Source organism: Sphaerobacter thermophilus DSM 20745, from assembly GCF_000024985.1.
GTDB classification, from domain to species: domain Bacteria; phylum Chloroflexota; class Chloroflexia; order Thermomicrobiales; family Thermomicrobiaceae; genus Sphaerobacter; species Sphaerobacter thermophilus.
On sequence record NC_013523.1, the window covers coordinates 350,360 to 375,423 of the forward strand.

Annotated in this window: 25 protein-coding genes; 14 read left to right on the plus strand and 11 right to left on the minus strand. The window is 69.0% G+C overall.

What is annotated here, in order from left to right; genetic code table 11:
- Positions 1 to 49: 49 nt before the first annotated feature.
- The 5 genes from hslU to alaXM form a co-directional block, all read right to left on the minus strand.
- Positions 50 to 1,483 (minus strand): ATP-dependent protease ATPase subunit HslU, encoded by a 1,434-nt coding sequence (gene hslU / locus STHE_RS01525; protein ID WP_052295243.1) that lies wholly within the window; start codon positions 1,481 to 1,483, stop codon positions 50 to 52.
- 4 nt (positions 1,484 to 1,487) lie between these two features.
- Entirely contained in the window at positions 1,488 to 2,060 is a 573-nt protein-coding gene (hslV, locus tag STHE_RS01530; protein ID WP_012870800.1) for an ATP-dependent protease subunit HslV, read from the minus strand.
- A 189-nt stretch (positions 2,061 to 2,249) separates the two neighbouring features.
- On the minus strand, positions 2,250 to 3,155 hold the full coding sequence (gene ligD, locus STHE_RS01535; protein ID WP_012870801.1) for a non-homologous end-joining DNA ligase: 906 nt from the start codon (positions 3,153 to 3,155) through the stop codon (positions 2,250 to 2,252).
- On the minus strand, positions 3,152 to 4,360 hold the full coding sequence (locus STHE_RS01540) for an aminotransferase-like domain-containing protein (protein ID WP_012870802.1): 1,209 nt from the start codon (positions 4,358 to 4,360) through the stop codon (positions 3,152 to 3,154). Before STHE_RS01540 ends, ligD begins: the two co-directional genes overlap by 4 nt.
- Positions 4,357 to 5,100: an alanyl-tRNA editing protein AlaXM gene (gene alaXM / locus STHE_RS01545; RefSeq protein WP_012870803.1), complete on the minus strand. Its 744-nt coding sequence runs from the start codon at positions 5,098 to 5,100 to the stop codon at positions 4,357 to 4,359. The genes STHE_RS01540 and alaXM overlap by 4 nt, the downstream gene beginning before the upstream one ends.
- 187 nt (positions 5,101 to 5,287) lie before the next feature.
- Between alaXM and STHE_RS01550 the strand changes: the two genes are divergently transcribed.
- Entirely contained in the window at positions 5,288 to 5,527 is a 240-nt protein-coding gene (locus tag STHE_RS01550; RefSeq protein WP_012870804.1) for a hypothetical protein, read from the plus strand.
- A 69-nt stretch (positions 5,528 to 5,596) separates the two neighbouring features.
- The gene (locus STHE_RS01555; RefSeq protein ID WP_012870805.1) at positions 5,597 to 7,261 is read left to right on the plus strand and encodes a ribonuclease J; all 1,665 of its coding nucleotides are present in this window, start codon (positions 5,597 to 5,599) and stop codon (positions 7,259 to 7,261) included.
- Between the two features lie 140 nt (positions 7,262 to 7,401).
- Here the strand turns inward: STHE_RS01555 and STHE_RS01560 are convergent, their stop codons facing one another.
- Together STHE_RS01560 and STHE_RS01565 are read right to left on the minus strand one after the other, a co-directional pair.
- Positions 7,402 to 7,746, minus strand: coding sequence for a hypothetical protein (locus STHE_RS01560; RefSeq protein ID WP_012870806.1), 345 nt, complete (start codon positions 7,744 to 7,746; stop codon positions 7,402 to 7,404).
- A gap of 95 nt (positions 7,747 to 7,841) precedes the next feature.
- Positions 7,842 to 8,396, minus strand: coding sequence for a metal-dependent hydrolase (locus tag STHE_RS01565; protein WP_012870807.1), 555 nt, complete (start codon positions 8,394 to 8,396; stop codon positions 7,842 to 7,844).
- Positions 8,397 to 8,543: 147 nt separating this feature from the next.
- Here STHE_RS01565 and queC point away from each other — a divergent pair, with 147 nt between their 5' ends.
- The 5 genes from queC to STHE_RS01590 all read left to right on the plus strand — a co-directional run bounded on the left by queC (position 8,544) and on the right by STHE_RS01590 (position 14,900).
- Complete coding sequence (gene queC / locus STHE_RS01570; protein ID WP_012870808.1) at positions 8,544 to 9,236, plus strand: 7-cyano-7-deazaguanine synthase QueC; 693 nt, start codon at positions 8,544 to 8,546, stop codon at positions 9,234 to 9,236.
- A 96-nt stretch (positions 9,237 to 9,332) separates the two neighbouring features.
- Positions 9,333 to 10,439, plus strand: a complete 1,107-nt coding sequence (gene ychF, locus STHE_RS01575; RefSeq protein ID WP_012870809.1) for a redox-regulated ATPase YchF — start codon at positions 9,333 to 9,335, stop codon at positions 10,437 to 10,439.
- 357 nt (positions 10,440 to 10,796) lie between these two features.
- Positions 10,797 to 13,292, plus strand: a complete 2,496-nt coding sequence (locus STHE_RS01580; protein ID WP_245534908.1) for a YfhO family protein — start codon at positions 10,797 to 10,799, stop codon at positions 13,290 to 13,292.
- A gap of 353 nt (positions 13,293 to 13,645) precedes the next feature.
- Positions 13,646 to 14,428, plus strand: a complete 783-nt coding sequence (locus STHE_RS01585; RefSeq protein WP_148219870.1) for an SIR2 family NAD-dependent protein deacylase — start codon at positions 13,646 to 13,648, stop codon at positions 14,426 to 14,428.
- 121 nt (positions 14,429 to 14,549) lie between these two features.
- A complete protein-coding gene (locus tag STHE_RS01590; protein ID WP_012870812.1) occupies positions 14,550 to 14,900 on the plus strand; it encodes a DUF2630 family protein in 351 nt (116 codons plus the stop codon).
- Between the two features lie 77 nt (positions 14,901 to 14,977).
- Here the strand turns inward: STHE_RS01590 and rpsD are convergent, their stop codons facing one another.
- The gene (gene rpsD, locus STHE_RS01595) at positions 14,978 to 15,589 is read right to left on the minus strand and encodes a 30S ribosomal protein S4 (protein ID WP_012870813.1); all 612 of its coding nucleotides are present in this window, start codon (positions 15,587 to 15,589) and stop codon (positions 14,978 to 14,980) included.
- A gap of 139 nt (positions 15,590 to 15,728) precedes the next feature.
- On the opposite strand from rpsD, the gene STHE_RS01600 reads away from it, so the two are divergent.
- The 6 genes from STHE_RS01600 to STHE_RS01625 all read left to right on the plus strand — a co-directional run bounded on the left by STHE_RS01600 (position 15,729) and on the right by STHE_RS01625 (position 20,955).
- Positions 15,729 to 16,268, plus strand: a complete 540-nt coding sequence (locus STHE_RS01600; protein WP_012870814.1) for a GNAT family N-acetyltransferase — start codon at positions 15,729 to 15,731, stop codon at positions 16,266 to 16,268.
- A gap of 183 nt (positions 16,269 to 16,451) precedes the next feature.
- Positions 16,452 to 17,135: an HAD family hydrolase gene (locus STHE_RS01605; RefSeq protein WP_012870815.1), complete on the plus strand. Its 684-nt coding sequence runs from the start codon at positions 16,452 to 16,454 to the stop codon at positions 17,133 to 17,135.
- Positions 17,136 to 17,233: 98 nt separating this feature from the next.
- Positions 17,234 to 18,352: a polysaccharide deacetylase family protein gene (locus STHE_RS01610; RefSeq protein ID WP_012870816.1), complete on the plus strand. Its 1,119-nt coding sequence runs from the start codon at positions 17,234 to 17,236 to the stop codon at positions 18,350 to 18,352.
- A gap of 8 nt (positions 18,353 to 18,360) precedes the next feature.
- Positions 18,361 to 19,314: a 4-hydroxy-3-methylbut-2-enyl diphosphate reductase gene (gene ispH / locus STHE_RS01615; RefSeq protein WP_012870817.1), complete on the plus strand. Its 954-nt coding sequence runs from the start codon at positions 18,361 to 18,363 to the stop codon at positions 19,312 to 19,314.
- 119 nt (positions 19,315 to 19,433) lie between these two features.
- Entirely contained in the window at positions 19,434 to 20,177 is a 744-nt protein-coding gene (locus STHE_RS01620; RefSeq protein WP_012870818.1) for a phosphatase PAP2 family protein, read from the plus strand.
- 1 nt (position 20,178) lies between these two features.
- Positions 20,179 to 20,955, plus strand: a complete 777-nt coding sequence (locus tag STHE_RS01625) for a glycerophosphodiester phosphodiesterase (protein ID WP_012870819.1) — start codon at positions 20,179 to 20,181, stop codon at positions 20,953 to 20,955.
- Between the two features lie 141 nt (positions 20,956 to 21,096).
- Here the strand turns inward: STHE_RS01625 and STHE_RS01630 are convergent, their stop codons facing one another.
- From STHE_RS01630 to STHE_RS17670, 3 genes are all read right to left on the minus strand, one after another.
- The gene (locus STHE_RS01630; protein ID WP_012870820.1) at positions 21,097 to 21,726 is read right to left on the minus strand and encodes a hypothetical protein; all 630 of its coding nucleotides are present in this window, start codon (positions 21,724 to 21,726) and stop codon (positions 21,097 to 21,099) included.
- Positions 21,727 to 21,832: 106 nt separating this feature from the next.
- On the minus strand, positions 21,833 to 22,321 hold the full coding sequence (locus tag STHE_RS01635; RefSeq protein WP_012870821.1) for a GAF domain-containing protein: 489 nt from the start codon (positions 22,319 to 22,321) through the stop codon (positions 21,833 to 21,835).
- A 109-nt stretch (positions 22,322 to 22,430) separates the two neighbouring features.
- Entirely contained in the window at positions 22,431 to 24,176 is a 1,746-nt protein-coding gene (locus STHE_RS17670; RefSeq protein WP_012870822.1) for a CAP domain-containing protein, read from the minus strand.
- A 281-nt stretch (positions 24,177 to 24,457) separates the two neighbouring features.
- On the opposite strand from STHE_RS17670, the gene STHE_RS01645 reads away from it, so the two are divergent.
- The gene (locus tag STHE_RS01645; protein WP_012870823.1) at positions 24,458 to 24,781 is read left to right on the plus strand and encodes a GlsB/YeaQ/YmgE family stress response membrane protein; all 324 of its coding nucleotides are present in this window, start codon (positions 24,458 to 24,460) and stop codon (positions 24,779 to 24,781) included.
- Positions 24,782 to 25,064 lie beyond the last annotated feature (283 nt).

Sequence of the window (25,064 nt, forward strand, 5' to 3'; positions counted from 1 at the left end):
CCTCCCCGCCCGGCCGCGGCGCATGGCGCTGCGCGGCCGGGGCACAGGCTCAGAGGATGAACTTGCTCAGGTCGTCGTCGGCCGCGATGTCTTCCACGCGCTGGAGTACATAGTCGCGGTCGATGACCACCCGCTCACCCCTACGGTCGGGGGCCTCGAAGGAGATGTCCTCCAGCACGCGCTCGACGATGGTGTGCAGGCGCCGGGCACCGATGTCCTCGGTGCGGGCGTTCACCTCCGCGGCGATGCGTGCAATCTCCCGCAGGCCATCCTCCGTGAAGACGAGCTCGACGTCCTCGGCGGCGAGCAGGGCCTGGTACTGGCGCGTGAGCGCGTTGTCGGGCTGGGTCAGGATCGCGAACAGGTCGTCCTCGCTCAGGTGGTCCAGCTCGACCCGGATCGGGAACCGCCCTTGCAGCTCCGGGATCAGGTCGGACGGGCGCACGGTCTGGAACGAACCCGCCGCGATGAAGAGGATGTGGTCGGTCTTGATCGGCCCGTAGCGGGTGTTGACCACCGACCCCTCGACGATGGGGAGCAGGTCACGCTGGACGCCTTCCCCCGAGACGTCCGGCCCGTAGTCGCCGTTGGGATTGATCAGCTTGTCGATCTCGTCAATGAAGATGATGCCGTGCTCCTCGGCGCGGCGGACCGCCTCCTCGACCACCGAGTCGAAGTCCACCAGCCGGTTTGCCTCCTGCTGGGTCAGGATCTGGCGCGCCTCCCGAACCGAGACCTTGCGCGAGCGACGGCGCGGCGCGAAGCCCTCCAGCAACTCGCTGAAGGTCTCGTGGAGTTCCTCGGGGCTCATGCCCGCGGCGAACTCCAGCGGGATGATCGCGTCGAACTCCTGATCGGTCTCCAGTTCGACCGTCTCATCCTCGAGCGCTTCCTTCTGGAGCAGGTCGAGCATCCGGGCGCGCTGCCGCGCCAGCCGGCGGCGGACGTTCGCCTCGTGCCGCCGTCGCTGCTCGGGGTCCTGGATCGCCTCGGCCTCGCGCGGCGTTTCCTTGCGTCGTCCGCGCCGGTTAGCGGCGCGCTGCTCGATCAGCAAGTCGGCCAGACGCTGGATGGCGGCAGAGCTGGCCTCCTCCCGCACGGCTTCGAGCCGCTGCCCGTGGAGCATGCCGATGCTGACCTCGACGAGATCGCGCACGATCGTCTCGACGTCGCGGCCGACGTAGCCAACCTCGGTGAACTTCGTTGCTTCCACCTTGAGGAAGGGCGCGTCGGCGATGGTTGCGACGCGGCGGGCGATCTCCGTCTTCCCGACCCCGGTCGGTCCGATCATCAAGATGTTCTTGGGCATGACCTCCTGCCGCAGCCCCTCGGGGAGATGCTGGCGGCGCCAGCGGTTACGGAGCGCGATCGCCACTGCCCGCTTGGCCTGATCCTGGCCGACGATGTAGCGGTTGAGCGCCTCCACGATCTGGCGCGGCGTCATGGCGCCGATCGGGTCTCTGGTGGCTGCGTCGTGGGTCATCTGGTCAGTCGTTCTGGGCTTCATCCTGCCGCCTGGTTGTCTCGATCACGATGTGGTCGTTGGTGTAGATGCACAGGTCCGCGGTCACACGCATGGCCGCCTCGGCGATCTCGCGGGCGGGCATGTCGGTATGCTGCAGCAGCGCCCGTGCCGCGGCGGTGGCGTAGGGCGCGCCAGTGCCGATCGCGGCCACCCCGTCGTCCGGCTCGATCACATCACCCTCGCCGGAGATCACCAGCAGCGAGTCGCCGTCGGCCACGATCAACTGCGCTTCGAGGCGGCGCAGGTAGCGATCAGTGCGCCACTCCTTGGCGAGCTCCACTGCCGCACGGCGCAGGTTACCGTCCCAGTCGCGCAGGTGGGTTTCGAACTTCTCGAACAGCGTGAGGGCATCGGCGACGGCGCCTGCGAAGCCGGCCACGACCTGGCCGTCGAGGAGCGTGCGGATCTTCCGCGCTCCGTGCTTCATCACCACGTCGCCGTAGGTGACCTGCCCGTCCCCGGCGAGCGCGACATCCCCATCCCGCTGGACGCCGAGGATGGTCGTGGCGTGCCACCGTGTGGACTGGTTCTGCATGTCCGCTCCGTCGTAGAGGCCGCCGGCTCAGTGAGCCAGCCGCCCTTCAAAGTTAGATTCTACCATTTTCGCCCCGCCGCACCCTCGGGGTGCGCTGCTTCGCATTGGTACGTATGCCCCGTTGCTCCCGTGGCGTCCCCCGGCCCGTGCCAGGCTCGCCGCTCTCGAGGTGCGCGCGGGGCGACGCACTCAGCCTGGCAGGCGCTGGGGCGCGTTCAGGGCGGGGGCCCAGAGATCGCCGAGCTGCTGGATCCGTTCGGGCATGGTGCGCAGGGTGAACTGGTCTGGCCGTATCGTGCCGGCGGCTACCTCGTCCCAGGTGACCGGCGCGGAGACCGGGGCCCCTGGATGCCCGCGCGCGGTATAGGGCGCCGCCGTGTTGCGCGCGACGCTGTTCTGTGCGTGGTCGACGGTCACGCGCTGCCCCTCGTGTGTCCCGCGGGCGGCGACCGCGATCTGGTCCGGGTGCTCCTCGGCCAACTGGGCGGCGATGCCCCGCACCCAGTCGCGCACCGCCGCGAAGTCGTGGACGGGTTCGAGCGGGACGAAGACGTGCAGTCCCCGCCCGCCGCTGGTCTTTGGGTAGCCGTCGATGCCTTGCGCCGCCAGCGTGTCGCGGACCAGCAGCGCAGCGTCCAGCACCGCGGGGAAGTCCACCTCGTCGCCCGGGTCGAGGTCGAACACGGCCCAGTCCGGCTGTTCCAGGCGGTCTGCGGTCGCAAGCCAAATATGAAACTCGATCGCGCCGCGCTCCGCGTACCAGAGCAGAGCCGCCGCGTCCGGGATTAGCGGCGGGTGCAGCTCCCCGGCGCGTGACGCCGGGCTGTAGGTCGCACTCGGCAGCCAATCAGGTGCGTCCTTCGGCAGGTCGCGGCGGTAGTGGCCCGGTCGATCGATCCCGCCGGGGAAGACGCGCAGGGTCACCGGATGATCGCGGAGGTAGGGCAGCATGGCCGGGGCCACGGCCTGGTAGTAGTCGAGCAGGTCGGTCTTGGTCAGCCCGTCCTGCGGCCACAGGACCTTGTCCGGGCTGGTGACGACGATCTCGCGCCCGTCGACCTGGAGCACCTGGATGTCTGCCTGCTCGCCGCTCATGGTCCGGCCCGCCTTCCCCCGGCCAGAGCGCCGTGGAATACCTGGCCGAGTCGTTCGATCCCTAGCGTCAGGTCCTCCGGCGGCAACGTCGAGAAGCCGATGCGGAGCGACGCACTGGGCCGCATGTCGGGGTAGAAGAGGCTGCCAGGCAGGTAGACGACACCGGCCGCGGCACACTCCGGCAGCAGCGCGCTGGTATCGATCCCGTCGGGCAGCGTTACCCAGAAGAAGTAGCCGCCCTCAGGCTCCGTCCAGCGGACACCGGGCGGCATGGCGCGCTCCAGCGCGGCGCGGACGGCCTCCCAGCGGGCGCGGTAGACGGCGCGTGCTTGGTCGAGGTGCGCGTCGAGCCAGCCATCGGCGCAGACCTGGACGACGGTCCGCTGCATCATTCGGTCGCTCTGGATGTCGACCGCCTCCTTGGCGTCGATCAAGAGGCGCATCAGCTCCTGCGGGGCGGCTACCCAGCCCATGCGCAGCGCCGGGGCGAGGGTCTTGGAGAAGGTGCCGATGTAAATCACGTCCGGGTCGAGCGCGCGGAGTGGGCCGGGGTCGCGCTCGAACCAGAGCTCGCCGTACGGGTCGTCCTCCACCACCGGCACGCCGAACTCGCGAGCCAGGGCCAGGATCTCCCGGCGCCGAGCCGGGCTGCCGGTGACGCCGGTCGGGTTCTGGAAGGTCGCCACCGTGTAGATGAACTTGGGGCGCGGCGAGGTGTCGAGCGCGCGTGCTAACGCCTCCGGGACGATCCCCTCGTCATCGACGGGGACGGTGAGGTACTGCGCCTCGTAGTGGTCGAACACCTGGAAGCCACCAAAGTAGCCCGGCTCCTCGATGACGACCCGGTCGCCGGGATTGAGCAGCAACCGGGCGACGAGGTCGATCCCCTGCTGCGCGCCGGCCGTGATCAGAATGTTGTCAGGGTCGACCTCGGCGCCGCGCCGCCGCATGCGCGCGGCGATCAGCTCGCGAAGGGGACGATGGCCGGGTGTCTCGTCGTAATAGAGCGTGGCCGGGTCGAGCTCCGCCCAGACCTGGCGCGCGGCCTCCGCCAGGCGGTCGATCGGCAGGCACTCGACAGGTGGCGTCCCCCCGCCGAGGTAGATCGTTCCGGGGTCGGTGAGCAGCGGGTCGAGGTCGAGGCGGAGGCTCGGCTGGATCCGTGCGGCGCGGTGGGCCAGGTGGGTGCCCCAGTCAGTGCTCACTCCCCGCGCTCCTCGTCTACGGCGTCGTCGACCAGCGCGATCTCCAGCCGCTTGTTGATGCGGCCTTTGCTGCGGGTGCCGATGACCTTCAGGCCGCCGATTTCGCGGGTGTTGCGCACGTGGGTGCCACCGTCGGCCTGCAGATCGAGCCCTTCGATCTCGACCACCCGCACCTCCTGGATGTGGGCGGGCAAGAGGTTGATCTTGGTGCGGATCAGGTCGGGGATCTGGAATGCCTCCTCGCGCGGCAGGGTGCGCCAGGAGATCGGCAGTCCCGCGGCGATCCGCTCGTTGGCGGTCCGCTCGATGTGGGCCACGCGCTCCGGATTGAGGTCTTCCAGTTCAAAGTCCATGCGTGCTTTGTCGGGGCCCATGTTGCCGCCGGTGACCAGCGCGCCGTACTCGCGGAAGACGACGCCGCAGAGGACGTGGAGCGCGGAGTGCATGCGCATGAGACGGTACCGTCGATCCCAGTCGATCTCACCCCGGAGCGCGGTGCCGGGCGGGGGCGGAGCACCACCTTCCAACACGTGCACGATCTGACCGTCCTCGCGGGCGATGCGCACGACCTGCCAGGAGTGTGTGCCGTCGGTTAGCGTGCCGAGGTCGTGGGGCTGGCCGCCGCCGCCGGGGTAGAACGCGGTGCGGTCGAGAACCACGCCGGTCTCCCCGACCACCGCGGTCACGGTCGCATCGAACGTTCGCAGGTAGCTGTCGTCCAGATAGAGCAGGGCAGTCACCGATCTCACTCCTCGACCAAACCCGCAGTCATATGGTAGGGGGCGATCATAGGAACGGGTAGGGCGAATGTCAACTGCCAGCACCGGCACCACGCTTGCGGTTTCCCGGAGGCAGTGCGCCAGTGGGCAACGTATTCGCGTGCCCGCGGCGCGAGTGCGATAGAGCAGTCGATTGGGAGACAGAGCGATGGATGAGACACGCGCCCGGGACCTCGCCACCCGGGCGATCGAGCGATTGGGTGGTATGGAGGCGGTCGAGCACCTCTTCGTCGAGCCGCATGTACCCAACCCGGAGCACGAGTTCGTCATTGAGGACCAGCGGGTCATGGTCCGCCTGCGGGACGCGCAGCGGCCGGCGACCGTCTACGTCGGTCCGTATACGTTCGAACTTCGGGACCGGCGACTCGTCAGGGCCGCGGGAGCATGAGATGATTAGGCCGACTGCCCGCGGATGGCGCGGGATGCGGAACGAACATTACAGGGAGACAGCGAGCGCATGGCGCGGCCACGGGTAAGAGTCATCCCGCTCGGCGGGGTTGGGGAGGTCGGAAAGAACCTCACGGTCTACGAGTATCGCGGGGATCTGGTGATGATCGACGCCGGGGCGAAGTTCCCGGAGGAGGAGATGCGCGGCGTCGATCTGATCGTGCCCGACATCACCTACGTCAAGGAGCGGGTGGACCGGCTACGCGGCATCCTGATCACCCACGGGCACGAGGACCACATCGGTGGCCTGCCGTACCTGCTGCCGCAGTTGAAGTCGCGAGCGCCGATCCCGCTCTACGGCTCGGCGCTGGCGATGGCGTATGCTGAGGCGAAGCTGGACGAGGCGGGTGTGCTCGATCTGGCCGAGTTCCACGTCGTCGAGCCGGGCCAGCACTACCAGTTGGGGCGGTACCTGACGGCCGAGTTCGTGCCGGTCACCCACAGTATCCCGGGCAGCTTCGCGGTTGCCCTCCGCACCCCGCTCGGCTGGGCAGTGCACACGGGCGACTTCAAGTTCGACCCGACCCCACCGCTCGGCCCGCCCACCGACGAGGCCCGGCTCCGCGAGCTGGGGAACGAGGGGGTACTGCTGCTCCTGTCCGACGCCGTGCGCGTCGAGCGGCCAGGGCACACGCCCTCGGAGGCGGTCGTGAGCGAGACGCTCTACCGCGTGATCGGGGAGGCGAAGGGGCGTGTGGTGCTGACGACCTTCGCCTCGAACATCACCCGCATCGACCAGGCGATCCGCGCGGCCTACCGCCACGGCCGTAAGGTGGCCATCTCCGGGCGCAGCATGGAGCAGAGCACCCGGATCGCGCAGGATCTCGGGTACATGAAGCCGCCGCCGGACACGATTATCCCGCTGGATGTGGCGGTCAAGCTGCCTCGTGAGCAGGTGCTCTTCCTGACGACCGGCAGCCAGGGGGAGGCGTCGGCGGCGCTGGCGCGCATCGCCAGTGGCGAGCACCCGGCGATCAAACTGCAGCGCGGCGATACGGTGATCTTCTCCGCTACCCCGGTTCCGGGAAACGAGGACACCGTCTCGCAGACGATCGACCAGTTGTTCCGCCGCGGCGTCAGCGTCGTCTACTCGGCTATCGAGCCGACGATCCATGTCTCGGGTCATGCCAGCCGCGATGAACTGCGCTTCATGCTCCGGTTGCTGCGGCCCCGGTTCGTGGTGCCGATCCACGGCGAGTACCGGCACCTGGCGCTCTATCGTGAGCTGGCGCTGGAGATGGGCTACAACGATGCGCAGGTGCTGCTGCCCGAGATCGGCAACGTGTTGAGCTTCGGCCGCGACTCCGGTCGCCGGGAGCAGACGGTGGAATCGGGCGCAGTGCTGGTGGATATCATCGGCAACCGGAACGTGATCCTGCGGCAGCGGGATGAGATCGCAGCCAGCGGGGTGATCATCGCGACGATGATCGTGGATCGGGACAGCCGCCAGTTGATCGCGGGCCCCGACGTCTCCGCCCAGGGACTGGACGGGCAGATCGACGCCAAGGTACTGAAGCGCGCCGAGGACGAGCTGCGGCGCTTCCTGGAGAAGCGGCAGAAGGGCGGCTTCAGCTACGGCTACCTCGTGAGCCGGACGAAGAACGTGCTCAGCCGGCAGATCTACCGCGACGCCAAGATCCGCCCCATGATTCTCCCGGTCATCAGCGAGTTGTAGCCAGGAGCGCGAGCGTCGGACGGAGCCTCGCCCGTCCTCAGTCCGCGAGAACGGCCCTCACCCCCGTCCCCTCTCCCAACGTTGGGAGAGGGGAGTTGCGTGTGGGGGGCGGGCGAGAAGCCGGCGCACCGGGCTCAGTTTCAGCGCGTCATGGCGATGATGACGGCGACCAGCGCGCAGAGACCGGCGGCAGCGGACGATACGGCGATGGCGGGATTGCGGCCGATGCGCTGGCGCAGCGGGACGACCAGCATGATGGCCGGGATGGTCAGCAGCCCGAAGAGGACATGCGTCCATGGGACGAGGTTGGGGTTCCGGACGAAGAGAATGATCCCCATGATGATTTGGACGCCGAGCAGGGCGTGGGCGGTGCCGGTCAGCCAGGGAGGGAGACCCTGACGCCGCGCCAGGATCCACGACGCGATCGCGATCCCGAGATAGACAATCACCAGCAACTCACCGAGTCCGCCGTGTGCCTGATTCATCGCCACCTCCTTGGCAGCCGGTCCGGGTGGGCCGTCGTTGGGCCGCGAGTTGGCCCGCGGTCATTATACCCGATAGTTCAGAGATTGGGCGCGCATCACGGCAATGCGAGCCGCAGGAGCCGGGTCCCGAGGCGGCGGCGGGTGGCGCTGCGGCTGAAGATCGCCATTAGTCCCAGGAGAGGAATGACAACGCGGGGCGGGAGCGACACCACGTGACGGGGGTGCAGCACCGGCACCCCGCCGGTGTAGAGGTCGCGCAGCAGGTGGGAGCCGAGGCCGAGGAGCGCGGCCAGCCCCAGGTGCCGCTCCGGCGCCAATCGCTCAGCCAGGATGGCGAGGAGCACCGGGGTCAGCAGCGAGTGGGACAACGGCCGGGTGGCCATGGTCATGCAGCGGTCGAGCCGCAGAGAGCGGGCGGCGGCGATGTGGTCGAGGTCGATCAGGAGCGCACTGGCGAGGGCCACGCGCAGGAACGTCCCCTGCTCCCGCACGTAGGGGAGGACGGGCAGCGCCACGGTCAGCGCGGTCCCCGCGTGGCACAGACCGTCGAGCACCCCGCGCTCGGGGGTGCCGTTGGCGGCACGCTCCCAGCGGTGATGCCAGGTGGCGGTCGCCAGCGCGGCCAGCATCGCCGCGGCCAGGGAGAGCATCGCGGCCCAGGGGGGCGGCCCGGTCTCGGAATCCCCCCGCGCCGGACGTGTACGGGCCGGTCCTTGTGATGCACGCGTATTCACCGGTACCATCCCCTACGGTCGTCGACGGCATCACGATACCCAGGGATCGGAGTATTACGCAAGATGCAGGCACAGGCGAATGAACGTCCGGGCGCGGTGGTCCTGCTCTCCGGCGGCGTGGATAGTACGACGGTTGCCTACCTTGCGCGGGCCAGCGGCTACGCCATCTATGCCCTGTCGTTCGACTACGGCCAGCGCCACCGGCGGGAGCTGGACGCCGCCGCGGCGGTGGCCCGGGCGGTCGAGGCGGTCGAGCACCGCGTGGTCCGCATCGATCTGGCCGGCATCGGTGGCTCCTCCCTGACCGGCCATGGGGAGATCCCGACCGGTGGAGTGACCGACGGCATCCCGAGCACCTGGGTGCCCGCGCGCAACCACATCTTCCTGGCCGTGGCCTCCGGCTACGCCGAGGTGGTCGGGGCCAGGGCAATCTACATCGGGGTCAGTCAGGTTGACTACTCGGGCTACCCCGACTGCCGGGCAGAGTTCCTGGAGGCGTACCAGCGGGCGGCTGATCTCGCGAGCAAGCAGTTCGTCGAGGAAGGCCGGTCGATCCCGGTCGTCGCGCCGCTGCTGCACCTTTCGAAGGCCGGGACGGTGCGGCTGGGCCTGGCGCTCGGCGTGGACTACGGGCTGACGTGGTCGTGCTACCAGGGCGGCGAGTCGCCCTGCGGTGTGTGCGATTCGTGTCGCCTGCGGGCCGAGGCCTTCGCGGCGGCCGGTGCGGTCGACCCGCTGGTCGGGCGGCCAAGGTAACAGGGGCGGGCTGCCGGGCGAGGACCGGCGTGGTACAACCTACGCGGCCCGGCCGTGGGGGAGTGCCGGGGTACCGAGGAGGCAGGCGGAGGCGGTATGGCGCTGCAGTTGGTCATCATCGGGCTCCCACAGAGTGGCAAGACGACCGTGTTCAACGCGCTGACGCGGTCTGAGGCGCCCACCGGCGTCTTCTCCACCGGTGAGGAGGAGCCGAACCTGGCGACGGTCAAGGTGCCCGACGAGCGGCTGGACGTGCTGACCCGGATGTTCAATCCCCGGCGTACCGTGCCGGCCGACGTCCAGTACTACGACATCGCCGGGCTGGCGAAGGGCATCCACGAGCAGGGCATGAGCGGGCGGCTGCTTGGCTACCTGAGTCAGGGCGCGGCGCTGGTCCACGTGGTTCGGGCCTTCGAGGACCCGTCGGTGCCCCATCCCGAGAGTTCGGTGGATCCCCCGCGTGACATCGAGACGCTCAACCTGGAGTTGTCCTTCTCCGACCTGGCGCTGATCGAGAAGCGGCTGGGGCGCCTGGAGGCGAACATCCCCAAGTTGCGCGGAGCCGAGCGCGAGGCGAACGAGCGAGAGGCCGAGGTTCTCCGGCGCCTCAAGACGGCGTTGGAGGAGGGGACGCCGATCCGTGAGGTGGAGCTTCAGCCGGAGGAGGAGCGGCTGCTGCGCGGCTTCGGCTTCCTGACCGCCAAGCCGCTGCTGATCCTCCTCAACGTGGGCGAGGAACAATTGGGTGCGCCGGCGCAGGCGCTGGTCGAGGAGGCGCGGGCGCGCTTCGGGCGACCCGGGGTGGAGGTAGATGCCCTGGCGGGCAAGATCGAGGCGGAGATCGCGGTGCTCGACGAGGAAGATGCCACCCTCTTCATGGCCGACCTCGGCATCACCGAGTCGAGCCGGGATCGGGTCATCCGCCTCTCGTACGCGCTGCTGGGCCTGATCTCGTTCTTCACCGTCGGACCGGACGAGGTGCGCGCCTGGACGATCCGCCGGGGGACGCCGGCCGTCGAGGCAGCCGGGGAGATCCACACCGACATCCAACGCGGCTTCATCCGGGCGGAGGTGGTGAGCTACGACGACCTGATCGCCGCCGGGGGATTGCCCGAAGCGCGCAAGGCGGGCAAGCTCCGCCTGGAGGGGAAGCAGTACATCGTCCAGGACGGGGACATCGTCCACTTCCTGTTCAACGTGTGATCCAGAGGGATGGGCGAAATCCGCCCAACCTGTCGTCCCGGCGAGGACGGGGTCGTGCTTCTTCTGGTGTCCTTCCCACCGGCTCAGTTCGCGTGGGGGAACCGACCCCGCGGCGGTGGATGAGAGTCGAGACGCGAGACGAGCGAGTGCGGGCGCCGGATGCGGCCTCGTCCGAGCCGGACGTTGCACGGAACACGCAACACGCAACACGCAACATCTCCCCGTCCCAGGCTCGTGCGGCGCGGGGCAGCGTGGCAGAGTGCCCCATCGGGGCCGCACTCCCGATGACGCTTCCATTCCCGTGCGGGCGTGCCTAAGATACCGTTGACGTTTGGACCATGGAGTGCGCATGTGCCGATGGTCGATCTCGCCCCGCGGACGGCCGGGTTGATCCCCCTGTGGCTGGTGCCCGCCGGAGCGTTGCTCTGGCTGGGGCTCGTCTGGCTGGCGCGGGGGCCGCTGCGGTCACGGTGGCCCGGGCTGCTGGGCGATGTTGTGGCACTCGGCGCCCTCGGGTTAGCGCACCTCCTCTTCTTCTGGCGCCCGTTGCTCACCCCCACCCAGGTCCCGCGCGGGGGCGGTGATCTGGTCTCGTTCGTCTTCCCGCTCCACGCCTTCAGCGCGGCCCAGATCCGGGAGGGGATCATTCCGCTGTGGAACCCGCACCTCCACGGCGGGATGCCGCACCTGGCGAACTTCCAGGCGGCGGTGCTCTATCCGCTGAATCTGTTGACGTACCTCCTGGCGCGCCCGTTCAGCTACGGCGCGCTGGAGTTGCTGGCGATTGCCCACTTCGGGATCGCCAGTATCGGCGCCTACCTGCTGGCGCGGACGCTGGGGATGCGCCCGCTGGCGGCGGTCGTGCCCGGGATCGTCTTCCCCTACAGCGGCTTCCTGGTGGCGCACCTGGGGCACTACGGGATGCTGGCGGCGGCCTCCTGGGTGCCGCTCCTGTTGCTTGCGTTGCGGCTGATGGTCGTCCGTGCCTCCTGGGGCTGGGCAGCGGCCGCGGCAGTCGTGACCTTCCTGATCACCAGCGCCGGACACCAACAGACGCTCGTCTACGCCCTCACAGTGGGAGGGGCCTGGTGGCTCTTCTGGGTCGCGCACCGGCATCGCCTTTTACCGGGGATGCTGCGGCCGATCACCGGCGGGGCCGAGGGCACCGCGACGGTCCAACCGGATACCGGCGTGATCCCGGGCGAGTTACGCCGATGGCCCTGGTGGTCGCTCGTCGGCGATGCCCTCCGGGCAGGGCTCGCGGTCGGCAGCGGCGTGGCGCTGGCTGCGCCGATGGTGCTGCCGTCACTGGAGATGGCGCGGCTCTCCGTCCGCACCGGTCTGAGTTACGAGCAGGCGAGCGAGTTCAGCATCCAGCCGGTGGCGCTGCTGCACCTCCTGGTCCCCAAGGCGTTCGGCAGCAATCCGACCGACTACTGGGGTCCGTTCTCCAACGGCGAGATCTGGGCCTACGCGGGCATCGCAACCCTGGTTCTGGCCGGGATCGCGCTGGTCGCGCGTCCCGAACCGGTCCGGCTCCTCCTCGGCGGCCTGGGGCTGGCTGCCCTCCTCTTCGCGCTCGGCCCGTACACGCCCTTGCACGGCTGGTTCTACCGCTTCGTGCCGCTGTACGACCTGATCCGCGCCCCGGCCCGCGCGGTGCTCTACCTAGACCTCGCGCTGGCGCTCCTCGCCGGGTTCGGCGTGAGCGAGCTGGCGGCGCATGCGGATAGGCTGGCCTCGCGCGTAGCAGGTGCCGTTCGTCTCGCCCTGCGAGTGGTCCTGGCCGGGACGGCGGCGCTGGCGCTCTTCGTCATCCCCGTCTTCTACTCGATCATCCTCAGCGCCAACGACCTGTCGAATCGCCCGGTGATCGCCGTCGATGGGCTGAACCTGTTGTTCCTCTATCTGGCACTGACCGCCGTCCTCCTCTGGGCGGTGCTCGGAGGTCGATTGCAGGGTCCGGCGGTAGCTGTGGCCGCCACAGTGCTGATCGTGGTCGACCTGTTCGGGGCAACGGCGACGTTCAACCCGTCGCCGGACGACATCACGGGCGGGTTCCGACACGCAGAGGCGGTCGACTACCTCCGGACCGAGGCAGAGCGGTCCGGCCCCTTCCGCATCGAGGCGGCGACAGCACGCTGGCAGCCGGACCTGGCCGCGGTGGTCGGGCTCGACGACGTGGGTGGCCTGTACGACCCGATGCAGCCGCGGGACTACGACGCTGCCCGCCGCGCGGCGGTGGACAACCGGGACCAGGGACTCTACGACCTGCTCGGCGCGCGGTTTCTGATCACTGACGCGGATGCGGAGCCGCCGGGAGCCTCGTTCCGCCGCGTCCACGAGACCGACGATGGGCTCGTCATCTGGGAGAACCAGGACGCGATGCCCCGGGTCTGGCTGGCCTACACAGCGGAGCAGGTGGATTCCGAGACGGCGCTGGCGGCGATCCGGCAAGCCGACTTCGATCCACGCGAGACGCTCTACCTCACCGGCGAACTCCCGCCTGCAGAACCGGGCGGCCAGGGGGAGGTCACGATCGAGCGCCTGGAGGCCAACCGCGTCCACGTGCGGGTCCAGACCGACCGCCCTGCGTACGTGGTGCTGGCAGACCCGGACTATCCGGGCTGGGTCGCGACGGTGGATGGCGAGCCGGCGGAGTCAGCCACCGCCTACGGGCTGTTCCGCGCGGTGACGGTGCCGGCGGGTGAGCACGAGGTCGTCTGGCGCTTCCAGCCACCCCTCGCGCGCGCCGGCGCTGCGGTGTCACTCCTGGCCCTGCTGGGAGTAGGCGCAATGGCGCTCTTCGGCTGGCGGCAGCAGCGGAGCGTGCCCGGGGCGCCTCAAGGTTGACCCTGTCATCGCATGTGCACGGTCGACACGTGCCCCGGTAGTGCGAGGGGATCCGACCACAGCGCGAAGATCCTCCCGCCACCTAACCCTGGCTCGTGCCGACCGCCTACACCCGATCGACTTGTTACACCCCACGGACGCGGCACGGTATCCTCCACGCCGCGTCGCCGTGTTGGCAGTGCCGCACGAGTCCGCCGGGTGGTGCGTGCTGCTGTGTGTCGAGGAGGGCATCGCTCCTCAGCATTCTAGAGGTGCGTGGCATGGCCCGTGCCTCTCGGTCCCCATGTCGAACGGACCCTCTTGGTTGACAGCCATCGTTTAATTGGGGGGGTGGAGAGGGACATATGCACGAAATGACATCGACGCGAGCGACGCTGACCGAGCAGCAGCGCGAGACCCTGGAGGCTCTCGCCGGGGAGATCCGCGTGCGCCGCCCGGTGGTGGCGTTCACCGGCGCGGGCATCTCCACGGAGTCGGGGATCCCCGATTACCGGGGGCCGAACGGCCTCTGGAAGCGGGTCAGGCCGACGACGTTCCGCGAATTCCTGAACGACCCGGAGGTCCGGGCTGCCTATTGGCGGCGACGGCGGGAGCGCTATCCTCAGATGGTCCAGGTGGAACCGAACGCGGGACACCTGGCGCTCGTGCGGCTACAGGAAGCCGGTCTGCTGTCAACGATCATCACGCAGAATATCGACGGGCTGCACCAGCGGGCCGGGGCCGATCCGGAGTCGGTGATCGAGCTCCACGGCACGGTCCACGAGATCCGCTGCCTGGAGTGCGAGCGGCGGTTCCCGGCCGCGGAGTTCCCGCTGCCGGAGGGGGATGAGGAGCCGGTCTGCCCGGTCTGCGGCGGGATCGTCAAGGAGGCGACCATCTCCTTCGGGGAGTCGCTCGTGGCAGACGACCTGCGCCGCGCGCTAGAGATCGCGCGGGACTGTGAGCTGATGCTGGTTGTCGGGTCGTCGCTCCAGGTCAACCCGGCGGCCAAGGTGCCGCTGATCGCTGCCCAGCAGGGCGCAGTCCTGGCGATCATCAACCGTGAGCCGACTCCGCTGGATCCTCTGGCCGACTTTGTCGTGCAGGCATCGGCCGGGGCGGCGCTCTCCTATGTGGCGGATCTGCTGACCGGTTAGGCGTCTGCTGCGTACCTCATGGTCACGAACATGCTGAAGGTCGCGCACTGTGGGATCGGTGAAAGCCGTTCAAGGCAGGGGCGACCGAGTACCCCTTGAACGCTTGGAGTGGAGCGGATCGATGTCCCGAGACGACCGAGCACGATTGCTGCGCCGCCGTGTTCCTGACCCGGACTTGAGCGTGTCGGATGTGCCGCGGGGCGACATGCCGGAGCTGGACGAACAGGTGGAGCCGTACGGCGGCGCGCTGCGACACGACAGCGACACTCTGGCGCGGATCAATGCACTGAATGAGGAACGCCGCCGCCTGCTGAACGCGCAGGTGTACGGGCTTGCCGCAACAAAGCGGGCCGAGCGGCTGCGTCAGATCCAGGAGGAATTGGACCAGCTCTGGCTGAAGCGCCGGCTGGAGTTGAGCCAGCAACCGGGCGACGCCCCCGACTGGCTGGAGGGCGACTACGGGGCGAACTGAGCACGGCTACCGGCATCACCGCGGATACCGGTTTCCAAGGCCCGGCAATGCCGGGCCTTGGGTGCCAGTGTGAGTTCCTACCGCGCGTAGAACGCGATGATCAGTTCGATGTCGACCGGGATGTCCAGCTCCTCGGGATTGGGTTCCGAAATCACCCGGCCGACCGGCTGTGTGCCCTCGCGGGAGAGCCACGACGGGATCTGATGTCCGGCGTCCTGGAGTGCCTCCTGGACGTCCGGGATCTCCGCCGCCTTCTCGGTCAGCGCGATCGTATCGCCCGGGGACACCCGGTAGGAGGGGATGTCGACCCGGCGGCCGTTGACCAGCACATGCCCGTGATTCACGAGCTGGCGGGCCATGGGGCGGGTCGGGGTGAAGCCCAGCCGGTAGACGACGTTGTCCAGCCGCGACTCAAGCAGCTTGACCAGCGCGGTTCCGGTCGGCTCCTTCGACCGGCGGGCGTCCTGGAACGTCCGGCGGAACTGCTTCTCAAGCATGCCGAAATGCCGCTTCAACTTCTGCTTCTCGCGAAGCTGGCGGCCGTACTCGGTCATGCGGCGCGGGCGGGCATGGGCATGGGCGCCGGGCGGGGTCTTGAGCCGCCGCTCCAGCGAGCGCGACCGGGTACCGGTCAGGTTGATGCCCTCCCGCCTGGAGATCTTGTGCTTGGGTCCAGTGTAACGCGCCATGCTCCTCCTTGTAGGCTCGGTGCCGTTCGGCACCGTCTTGAATCGTCCTGCCTCATTGCGAGGTCATCGCTTTAGAATACCAAACGGTTGACCTTCGCGTCGCACCCGTTTGTTCGCCCGGCAGGGAGAGGGGGCCGCGATGGAGAGGATTGTCGTTCGCGGGGCCGAGCCGGAGGACGTACCGGCCATCACCGAGATTCTGAACTGCCCCGGCGTGGTCTATGGCACGCTCCAGCTCCCCTATCGCTCGGTCGCGGAGCGGCGACAACGGGGTACGGACCACGACCCTGACGTCCACCGGCTGGTGGCCGAGGTGGACGGCCGCGTGGTGGGAACCCTCGGGCTCCATGTCGAGCGCCATGCGCGGCGCCGGCACGTCGGCTCGATCGGGATGGCGGTGCACGATGAGTTTCAGGGGCGGGGCGTCGGGACCGCCCTGATGGCAGCGATGATCGACCTGGCCGACAACTGGCTCGGTCTGCACCGGGTCGAGTTGACCGTCTACGCCGACAATGCCGCGGCGATCCACCTCTACGAGAAGTTCGGCTTCGTGGTGGAAGGTCGGTTCGTCGACTACGCGTTCCGGGCCGGACAATATGTCGACGCCCTGGCCATGGCGCGGCTGCGCCCGGCGAGCCACGGTGAGGACACGGGAGCCGGGCAGGCGCCGTCCGCTTGACACCTCATGGGGAGTCAGCGGCACCGTCTCGACACGTCCCAGTTCGGGCGACGGCCCGCTGCGCGAGCAGGAGCAGTACCAGGTGAGCCGGCTGGCTCTGGTCGAGCTGAGCGTTGCTTGACGCTGTCGCCTGTTCAGGAATAGGCTTGGCTCGTCGGTCGTACGGCTGGAGGAAAATGATAGATGGCCACGAGCGGTTTCCGTCCTAAACTGGTCCTTTTCGACCTCGACGACACGCTGTGCGACCATAATGCGTCGCTGCGGCTGCGCCTTCGGATGGCGTTCGCGGAAGCTTGCCGTGGCCTGGATGATGTTGACCTGGATGCGCTGGTCGAGGCGTCGGTCGCGCGCTCCGTCTTTGGTACCGACCACTTCGCCGACATCCTGGCGCAGGTCGGAGCCGGGACACCGGAGCGGGTCGAGCGCGCGGTCGCATCCTACGTGAGCGATCGCTACCGCGGCCTGAAACTCTTCGACGAGGCGCTGGAGGTGGTCGACGCCGTGCGGCAGCACGCGCGGGTGGGGATGATCACCAACGGTCCGAGCGTGATCCAGCGCGACAAGATCGCACGCCTGCGGATCGCGGATGCCTTCCCGTTCATCCTCGTCTCGGAGGAGGTCGGAGTCTGGAAGCCGGACCCGGCAATCTTCCAGCGCGCGCTGGAGCTCGGTGAGGCGGCGCCGCACGAGGCGGTGTACGTGGGGGACAACCCGGAGCACGACGTGGCCGGCGCCCGGGCTGCGGGCCTTGCCAGCGTGTGGGTGAATCGCAACGGCCGGGAGTGGCCCGGTGGCCCGCCGCCCGATTACACGATTGCGAACCTGCGCGAGCTGCTGCCGCTCTTCGGGTTCGACGGCACCCGGTAGGCTCCGCGCGTCACCCGGCTCCTCCCCGCCAGAGGGTGGTAACGCCGGGGTGAGCCGCTGATCCGACCGGGTGCGGTGCTGCAGGGAAAGGGATAGGGATGCGCTGGCGGCAGATGTCGCGGGTGATGACGCTGTTGCTTGTAACGATCTCGCTTGCGTGCGGGGGAGCCGCCTCGGAACCGACAGCGACACCGTCGCCGACCCCGACCGAACCGCCAACCCCGACCGCGACCCCGACGCCGGAGCCGACACCCACGCTGACCCCGGAGGAACTGGCGACCTACCAGCCGAACGAGATGGGCCAGGTCATGGTCCTGATGTACCACGGCATCACCGAGGACGGCGGCGAGTACGACCGCACCCCCGACGGTTTCCGGCAGGACCTCCAGTGGCTCTACGACAACGGCTACTACGTCATCCCGATCCGCGACTACCTGACCAACCGCATCAGCGCACCGCCCGGCAAGCGCCCGGTGGTCCTGACCTTCGACGACGGCGTGGTCAGCCAGTTCCGCTACCTGGTCGACGAGAATGGCCAGAAGACGATTGACCCAAACTGCGCCGTAGGCATCCTGGAAGACTTCTTCACGCGCCACCCGGACTTCGGGCGCGGTGGGCTCTTTTCGATCCTGCCGCGGGCGCCGTTCGCCTGGCCCGACGAGCCGGAGCAACTGGAATACGCCGAGGAGAAGCTGCGCTGGCTCGTGGAGCACGGGTACGAGATTGGCAACCATACCCTGAGTCACGCCAACCTGCGCGAGTTGTCGGACGAGGAGATCAAGGCGGAGCTGGCCGGTGCGGTCGATATGATCCGCGAGTACGTGCCGGACGCTGAGGTCGAGGTGATCGCGCTGCCGTTCGGGATGTACCCGCCGGGTGGGGACGATACGCTGCTGCGCGGCTTCACCTACGAGGGCCGGGAGTACCGCTTCACCGGCGCGCTGATGGTGGGCGCCAACCCGGCACCGTCGCCGGTGGACGCGGAATTCGACCCCTTCTGGACGCCGCGGATCCAGGCCACCGAGGAGGTGCTGGCCGAGTGGTTCGCATACGCGGCAGACAACCCAGCTATAATGTATGCCAGTGATGGGAACCCGGACACGGTGACCATCCCCGACACTCTACCCGAGTGGCTGGCCGAGCGCTTCATGGAGGACCGGGCCAGCGACAAGACGGTCATCCGCTACCCCGACGTAGCCGACCGGAGAGGTGGTTAGAAAGCGCGATGACGCGACGCATAGTGATGGCGGAGGAGCTGGGGTATTGTTGGGGTGTCCGCCGCGCCCTGGAGATCATCACCGAGGCGGGCGACCCGAACAACCCGGTCGCGACCATCGGCGACGTGATCCATAACCCCCAGGTCGTGCAGCGTCTCAAGGCGCGAGGCGTGGACACCGCTGAGTCGGTCGAAGAGGCCGCGCAGCGCGGCTTCCGGCGGGTAGCGATCACGGCGCATGGCGCCGGTCCGGAGCGTGCGCGGCTGGCTGCCGAGCACGGGCTGGAGCTGATCGACACGACCTGCCCCCTGGTGACCAAGGTCCAGCGTCTCGGGCAGAAGTTGGTGCGGCAGGGGTACTTCCTGGTGGTTTATGGCGATTCCTTCCACCCCGAGGTGCGCGGGGTTCTCGCCTGGGCCGAAACCTCACGTGCCGTCGCCGCCAAGCATATCGAGGACCTGCCCTGGAACGCGCCGCGCGGGTCGACCGACCCGGACGCCAAGGTACCCCCGCGCAAGGTGGCGGTCGTCTCGCAGACGACCAAAAACGTCGACGAATTCATGGAGTTCGTCACCCAGTTGACGTCGATGGTCGCCCGCGACGGCGGTGAGATCCGGGTGTGCAACACGATCTGCGAGCCGACCTCGGAGCGGCAGAACGCGCTGCGGCGGCTGGCCGGCGAGGTCGACCTGATCCTGGCCATCGGGGGTAAGAAGAGCTCGAACACGGCTCGGCTGGCCGAGGTCGGCCGGAGCTACGGCGTGCCCAGCTACCACATCGAGAGCGAGGCAGAGATCGAGCCGGCCTGGCTCGACGGCGTCGAGGTCGTGGGCGTGACGGCCGGGGCCTCCACCCCGGACGACGTGATCGAGGGCGTGGTCGACTGGCTGGTGGGGCAGGGCTTCGCCCCGCCCGAGGATGGCATTCGCTACCGCGACCTGGACGACGTCCCGGCCTACTAGCCCCGGGCATCGCTCGGTGGAAGCGCAGCGTAGCATCCGAACGGCGGCTCGCAGGGGCCGCCGTATCGCGTAGGGACCGCGCCGGCTGCGGGCGGCGCGCTGGAGCGAGAGGAGCGGCGATGGCGGACTTGATCGAGCACGCCTCCGACGTGGCGGATGAGGCGGCTCGCCGGGCGCACCGCGCGGTCGTTCCAGGCCGGGTGCAGCGTCGCCGGGGACGGTTCTTCCTGCTCGCGTCGGCAATCGCACTGGTCGGCTACCTCTCACTCATGGTGGTGGTCCGCGCCAATAAGTCGCTCCAGGCGGATGTGGCCGCCACCATGCGCATCCAGCGGACACAGCACCCGATGCTCGTGCGGGCGATGTCCGCCGTGAGCTGGTTCGGATTCCGCCCGCAGAGCCTGATCCTGCCGGCCACGGCCATCGCAGGGGCGTGGCTGCTGCGGTTCCGCACCGAGGCCCTCTTCCTCATCGCTGCCTGGGGCGCCAGCTTCCTCAGCTTCACCACCAAGCTCTTCGTGCAGCGCCCTCGACCGGACGGCGAGCTGTTCCGCGTGGTCGAGGCGAACATCCGCGACTCGAGCTTCCCGAGCGGGCACACGCTGCACTACGTCGCGTTCTGGGGATTCTTCTCGTACCTCATCTTCACCAAGGTGCGGAACGGCGTCGTGCGCTGGGTCACGACTGGCTTCATCGCGACGATGGCGGCGCTGGTCGGGCCGTCGCGCGTCTACCTGGGCCACCACTGGCTGACCGACGTGCTCGCCTCCTACCTGCTCGGCCTGGCCTACCTGCTGGGGCTGGTGACGGTGTACCGGTGGGTCCGGTCGTGGCTCCACGCGGACAACGGACAGGACGGATAGGATGGCCGGTCCGGAGCGCCGCGCGGCTGACGGGCCGGGGAGCGGCCGGCCGATCCTGATCGCCCACCGCGGCGGCGCCCGGGGCAACGAGGAAAACACCGCCCCCGTCTTCGCCCGCACGGAGCAGATGCCTGTCGACATGGTGGAGTTCGACGTCCGCCGCACGGTCGACGGCGCACTGATCCTTGTCCACGACGCCACGGTCCACGTGGGCGGTCGCCGGTTCCACGTGGCGGAGACGCCGGTCGCTGACCTGCGCGCAGCCGTGCCGGGACTGCTGACGCTGGACGAGTTCCTCGAGCAATTCGGGAAGGTGCGCCCGTTCAACCTCGACATGAAGGCCCGCGGCTACGAAGCGGAGATCGCGGCCGCGCTCCGGCGCCACGACGTGGTGGCTCAGGCCCTGGTGTCAAGCGTCCACATCTGGAGCCTGCGGCGGCTCGGCCGGATGGTGCCTGAGCTGGCGCTGGGGCTGTCCCGCGGGCACCTCGCCTCCAGCGCACCCCCGCCGCTGCAGCCGTTGGCAGCCCGCTGGCTGCGGCTCACCCTCCTCCTGATGCTGCTGCCCGGCCTGTGGATCTCCCGGGCGCGGTCGGTGATGCTCCAGCACCGGGTGGTCACCCCGTGGCTGGTGCGTTTCCTCCGCCGGCGCGGCTACCGGGTCTTCACCTGGACCGTGGACGACCCCGGCGAAGCCGCCCGCGTTGCCCGGGCCGGGGTCGACGGCATCGCCAGCAACACGCCGCTAGATATCCGCGACGCCATCGCGAGCCGGTAGGAGCAGGATCACGCGCGTCGGACGGAGTCGCGCCTTGCCCGTAGAGAGGGCCCTCACCCCCGTCCCCTCTCCCAACGTTGGGAGAGGGGAGCCGGGCGCGAGGGACCGGCGAGGCTTTATGGGACGCTGGCGCTGGAAGCGCTACTGCGGGTGGTCCTCGGCAGGGGATTCGGAGCCGGGGAAGGCTTCCGGGTGGGCCTGGTAGCGGTAGCTGGCGATGTCCCGGGCGTCGGATGCATTGAGGAGCCGCTCCGCGGTTGTGACCTGCTCGCCTTCCTTGGCCAGGACCATCACCAGGAAGTTGCCCTGCTCGACGAGCTGCTTGTAGTGCGCGGCGAGATCCTTGGGCACGCCGAGCCCGGCCACGGAAGCGATCCAGCCGCCGGCGCCTGCGCCCACGGCCGCGCCGCCCAGCGCCGAGGCCAGCCAGCCCGCGGCCAGGAGCGGCCCCGCCCCCGGTATCGCCAGGAGCCCGGCGCCGACCAGCCCGCCCAGTACGCCGCCCACGACACCACCGCCGAGCGCGCCCGCCAGGGACGAGCTGGAGGCCTGGTCGGACGCCGCCTGTGACGGGATCTCTGCTGCGGCGTCGGTGCCGCGTGTGACGAGCGAGAGCATGTCGCGGTCGAACCCGGCACTGTGCAGGCGCTCCAGGCCGGAGCGGGCATCGTCTACCGAGGGGAAGACGCCGATCACGGTCCGGTAGCCTCCCGCCAGCGCTGCCTGGAGCTTGTCACGGTTCCATCCGCCTGTGTCACCCGGTACGGTCATGCTTTCTCCCCTTGGGGCGACGACCGGCCGGGTTTGCCCGGCACTCGTCGCACGTTGAACCACTTTGATCCGGGGGGAGGGTGCAAGGGGCGTGCCAGCCAGGGGGCTAGGCTCGATCCCCCTTCAGGATGGTGCTGGCCAGCCGGTCGGCCAGTTCCTCCAGGATCTCCTGGTCGGCCGCGCCGAAGGCGTTGAGCTGGTTCGAGTCGACGTCGATCTCGCCGAGCACCCGATCGCCCGCCAGGATCGGGACGACGATCTCGGCGCGCGTCTCGGCGAAGCACTGGAGGTAGCGCGGGTCCTTGGAGACGTCCGGTACGATGATCGACTCTCCGTGCGCGGCGGCATAGCCGCAGATCCCCTCGCCGATTGGGATGCGCACATGCTCGGTCGCAGCCGGGCCACGCCAGGCGGCCAGGACGAGATCGTTGCCCTCGACCAGGTAGATCCCGGCCCAGGTGTGGTGGGGGAGGGTTTCCGTGAGGATCGCGCAGACGCCGTCGAAGATGGCCTGCACGCTCTCGGTGCTGCGGAAGAGGTCGTTGACGCGCTCGCGGACAGTGGCGTAGTGGTCGACGCCCTTGTAGCTGGTCATGGTGCCTCCTGGGAGCGAGGCCGGGTGGACCCGGCCGCGGGCATCGTGCCGCAATTGTAGCGGTCGCCCGGCTCCCAGGGCAGGCGGCTATCGGGTGTGGAGAGCGCCGCTAGGGAGATGGCGGGGGCGAGCCGTAGCGCCACTGGTAGTAGTGGCGCCCGACGTTGCCCATCTCCACCTGCCATTCGTCCGCGTTGGCGGGCGTGTAGGTCAGCAGGCGCCGCTCGAAGGCCTGGACCAGCACCCACTGGTCGACGCCCTGCACCCGCGCGCGAACCCAGTACGGCTCGGTGATCGGGCGCCCGACCACGTAGATCGGATTCCAGGGCTGCTGCGTCAGCCAGTTATGGAACACCGCGGCGACGTTGTGTCCGGTGACCTCGTCGTAGGCTGCGAGCGTCGTGTACCCGGCCAGCGTCGGCTCCACACCGACCGCGCCGGCCTTGTTCAGGGTCTCCTGCACGGCGGCGCCGATGCGGTTGGGCGCCCGGTGGTCGTTGGCGACGGTCGCGACACCTCGCAGCGAGGCGTAGGTGGGCGCGTCGGGGTTCTGGGGAGCAGGGTCCCCCGCGACCGGGACAGCGGCCGGGCCGACCGACTGGAACGCGTTGTCCCCGATCTGGATCTCGCCGCGGATCATGTCGCGCACCAGCAGGCCATTGGTGACGAACCAGGGGCTGGTGCGGTCGCCGCCCGGGTTGGTGATCTCCATGCGGCTCTTGTCGAAGTAATAGACCTGGCGGCTGCCGCCGGGCGACTCGGCGTATGCCTCCTTCAGTGCGGCGAAGGTATCGGGTCCCCACAGCCAACTGCGCGCGTCGGCGCCCTGCGCGATGTAGCCGTCGGTCGTGCGCCAGAGGTCCTGCACCGCGCGGTCCGCGGCGGCGACGCCCGGCGGGAGCGCGGCCAGCGGCGGGGCGACGGGCACCGGGCCGGGGCGGCCTAGGCGCTCACCGTCCCCGTTGGCGGTGCGGAACGACCAGGTGCGGGAGAAGGGCGCGCCGTCGACGTGGCCCTCGACGGTGATCGTATACGTGGTGCCCGGCTCAAGCGGGCTGGTGGCGGCAATCATGTAGGTCCGTCGCGTGAGCCAGCCGTTGCCCGTCTGCGCGATCACGGGGACGGTGCGACCGTTGGCCATCAGGGTGGCGCGCTCGAAGGTCACGTTCCCCGGACCGTGGTATTTGAGCGTGATCGGGTAGCCGACGGGGTAGCTGGCGCCGGGGAAGGGGTTGGGGGCCTCACCCCAGAACCGGAGGCCGACGCCGGTGGTCCCGTCCGGCGGCCAGGCGACCCACTCCGGGGTGGCCGTGTCGCTCCAGGACGGCGCGCCGACGTCGATCACTTCGATGCGCACGTTGCCGTCGTTGACGGCGCCGAACCCGATTTCGGTGTAGCGCGGGTCGATAAGGGTCAGCCGATGGTTGATCGTTGCGATGAACCAGTCGACGCTGGCGGCCATCGAGCCGCTGATGCCGATGTTCTCGTTGACCCAGCCGGTGTAGCCAGCGGCGCGGGCGCGGTCCTGCATCGTGGCGCCGGTGAAGCCCGGCCTACCCGGCTGCTGAGCGTGCAGCCCCATTCCGGCGAGGTTGGGATCGCCGAAGTTGAGCTGGTAGTAGCGGGCGTGGCCTTGGGCCGCAGCGTCGAGGGCTGGGTGTCGCTTCATCGGCTGGAGGCCGAGCCAGGCACGGTAGGTGTTGATCGTGGCGAGCACCTCATCGAAGGGGTCGGCTGCTTTCACGGGGGCTTGGGCGGAGAGTACGGGCAGCGCGGTGAGGAGGAGTGCCAGCGGTAGGTAGAGCCAGGTGCGGAGGCGCGATCTGCCCCGCGGGGGCGTCCGGTGCTGTGTCATGGTGGTCCCGTCCCTTCCCCGTACGCGACGAGCAGGCGACGTGTGCGGCGGCCCGGGGTCCATCCGGATCGGGCCGCACACGTCGCCTGTGTCCCCTTAAACGGTACAACGTCTCAGCGCGCCAATGGTATCGGATGGCATAGGAGAATGGTTCTGAACACGCACCGGATCCTCATGCACGAGTCCGTGCACCACACGCGGTGGGTACCGGTTTTGGTATACCTTGGAGGGACGGAGCACACCCCTGACGGGGCTCGTGGTGAAGCGAGGAGGCGACAGAGGTGGGTGTCGCGATCGGCCTCATTGCAGCGTTGATTGTCCTCCTGATCCTGATCAAGATCACCTTCACGCTGGTCGGGCTGGTCTTCACGCTGCTTGTGGCGGCGGTGATCGGTTTCCTGGCAGGCTACATCGTTCCTGGACGGCTCCCCTACGGCGTGCTTGGCGCGATCGTGGCCGGGCTTGCCGGGAGTTGGCTCGGCACGCTCCTGATCGGCAGCATCCCGCCGCACATCGGCGGCATCGCTGTTATCCCGGCGATCGTCGGCGCGGTGATTCTGGCCTTCGGCCTGCGCCTCATCGGCAGCGTGACCGGGCGGCTGTAGACGCGTGGGCGGGCCGAACCGGCACCTGCGTTGACCCGGTGTCGTGAAACTGGTAACATTTCAACGATAATGCAACGGCTGCGACGGAAACGAGTACGCGGCGCGATCGGCCCAGCGAGTCCGGGGTTGGTGTGAGCCGGATGCGTCGGATCCCCGCGGAAAATCCTTCCCGAGCCGCCACCCGAACGGCGACGCCGTCGCCTAGTAGACGTGGCCGGAGTCGTCACCCGTTATCGTGACGGAGATGTAGAGCCGCATGCCCGGAGGGGCGGCGGACAGCATC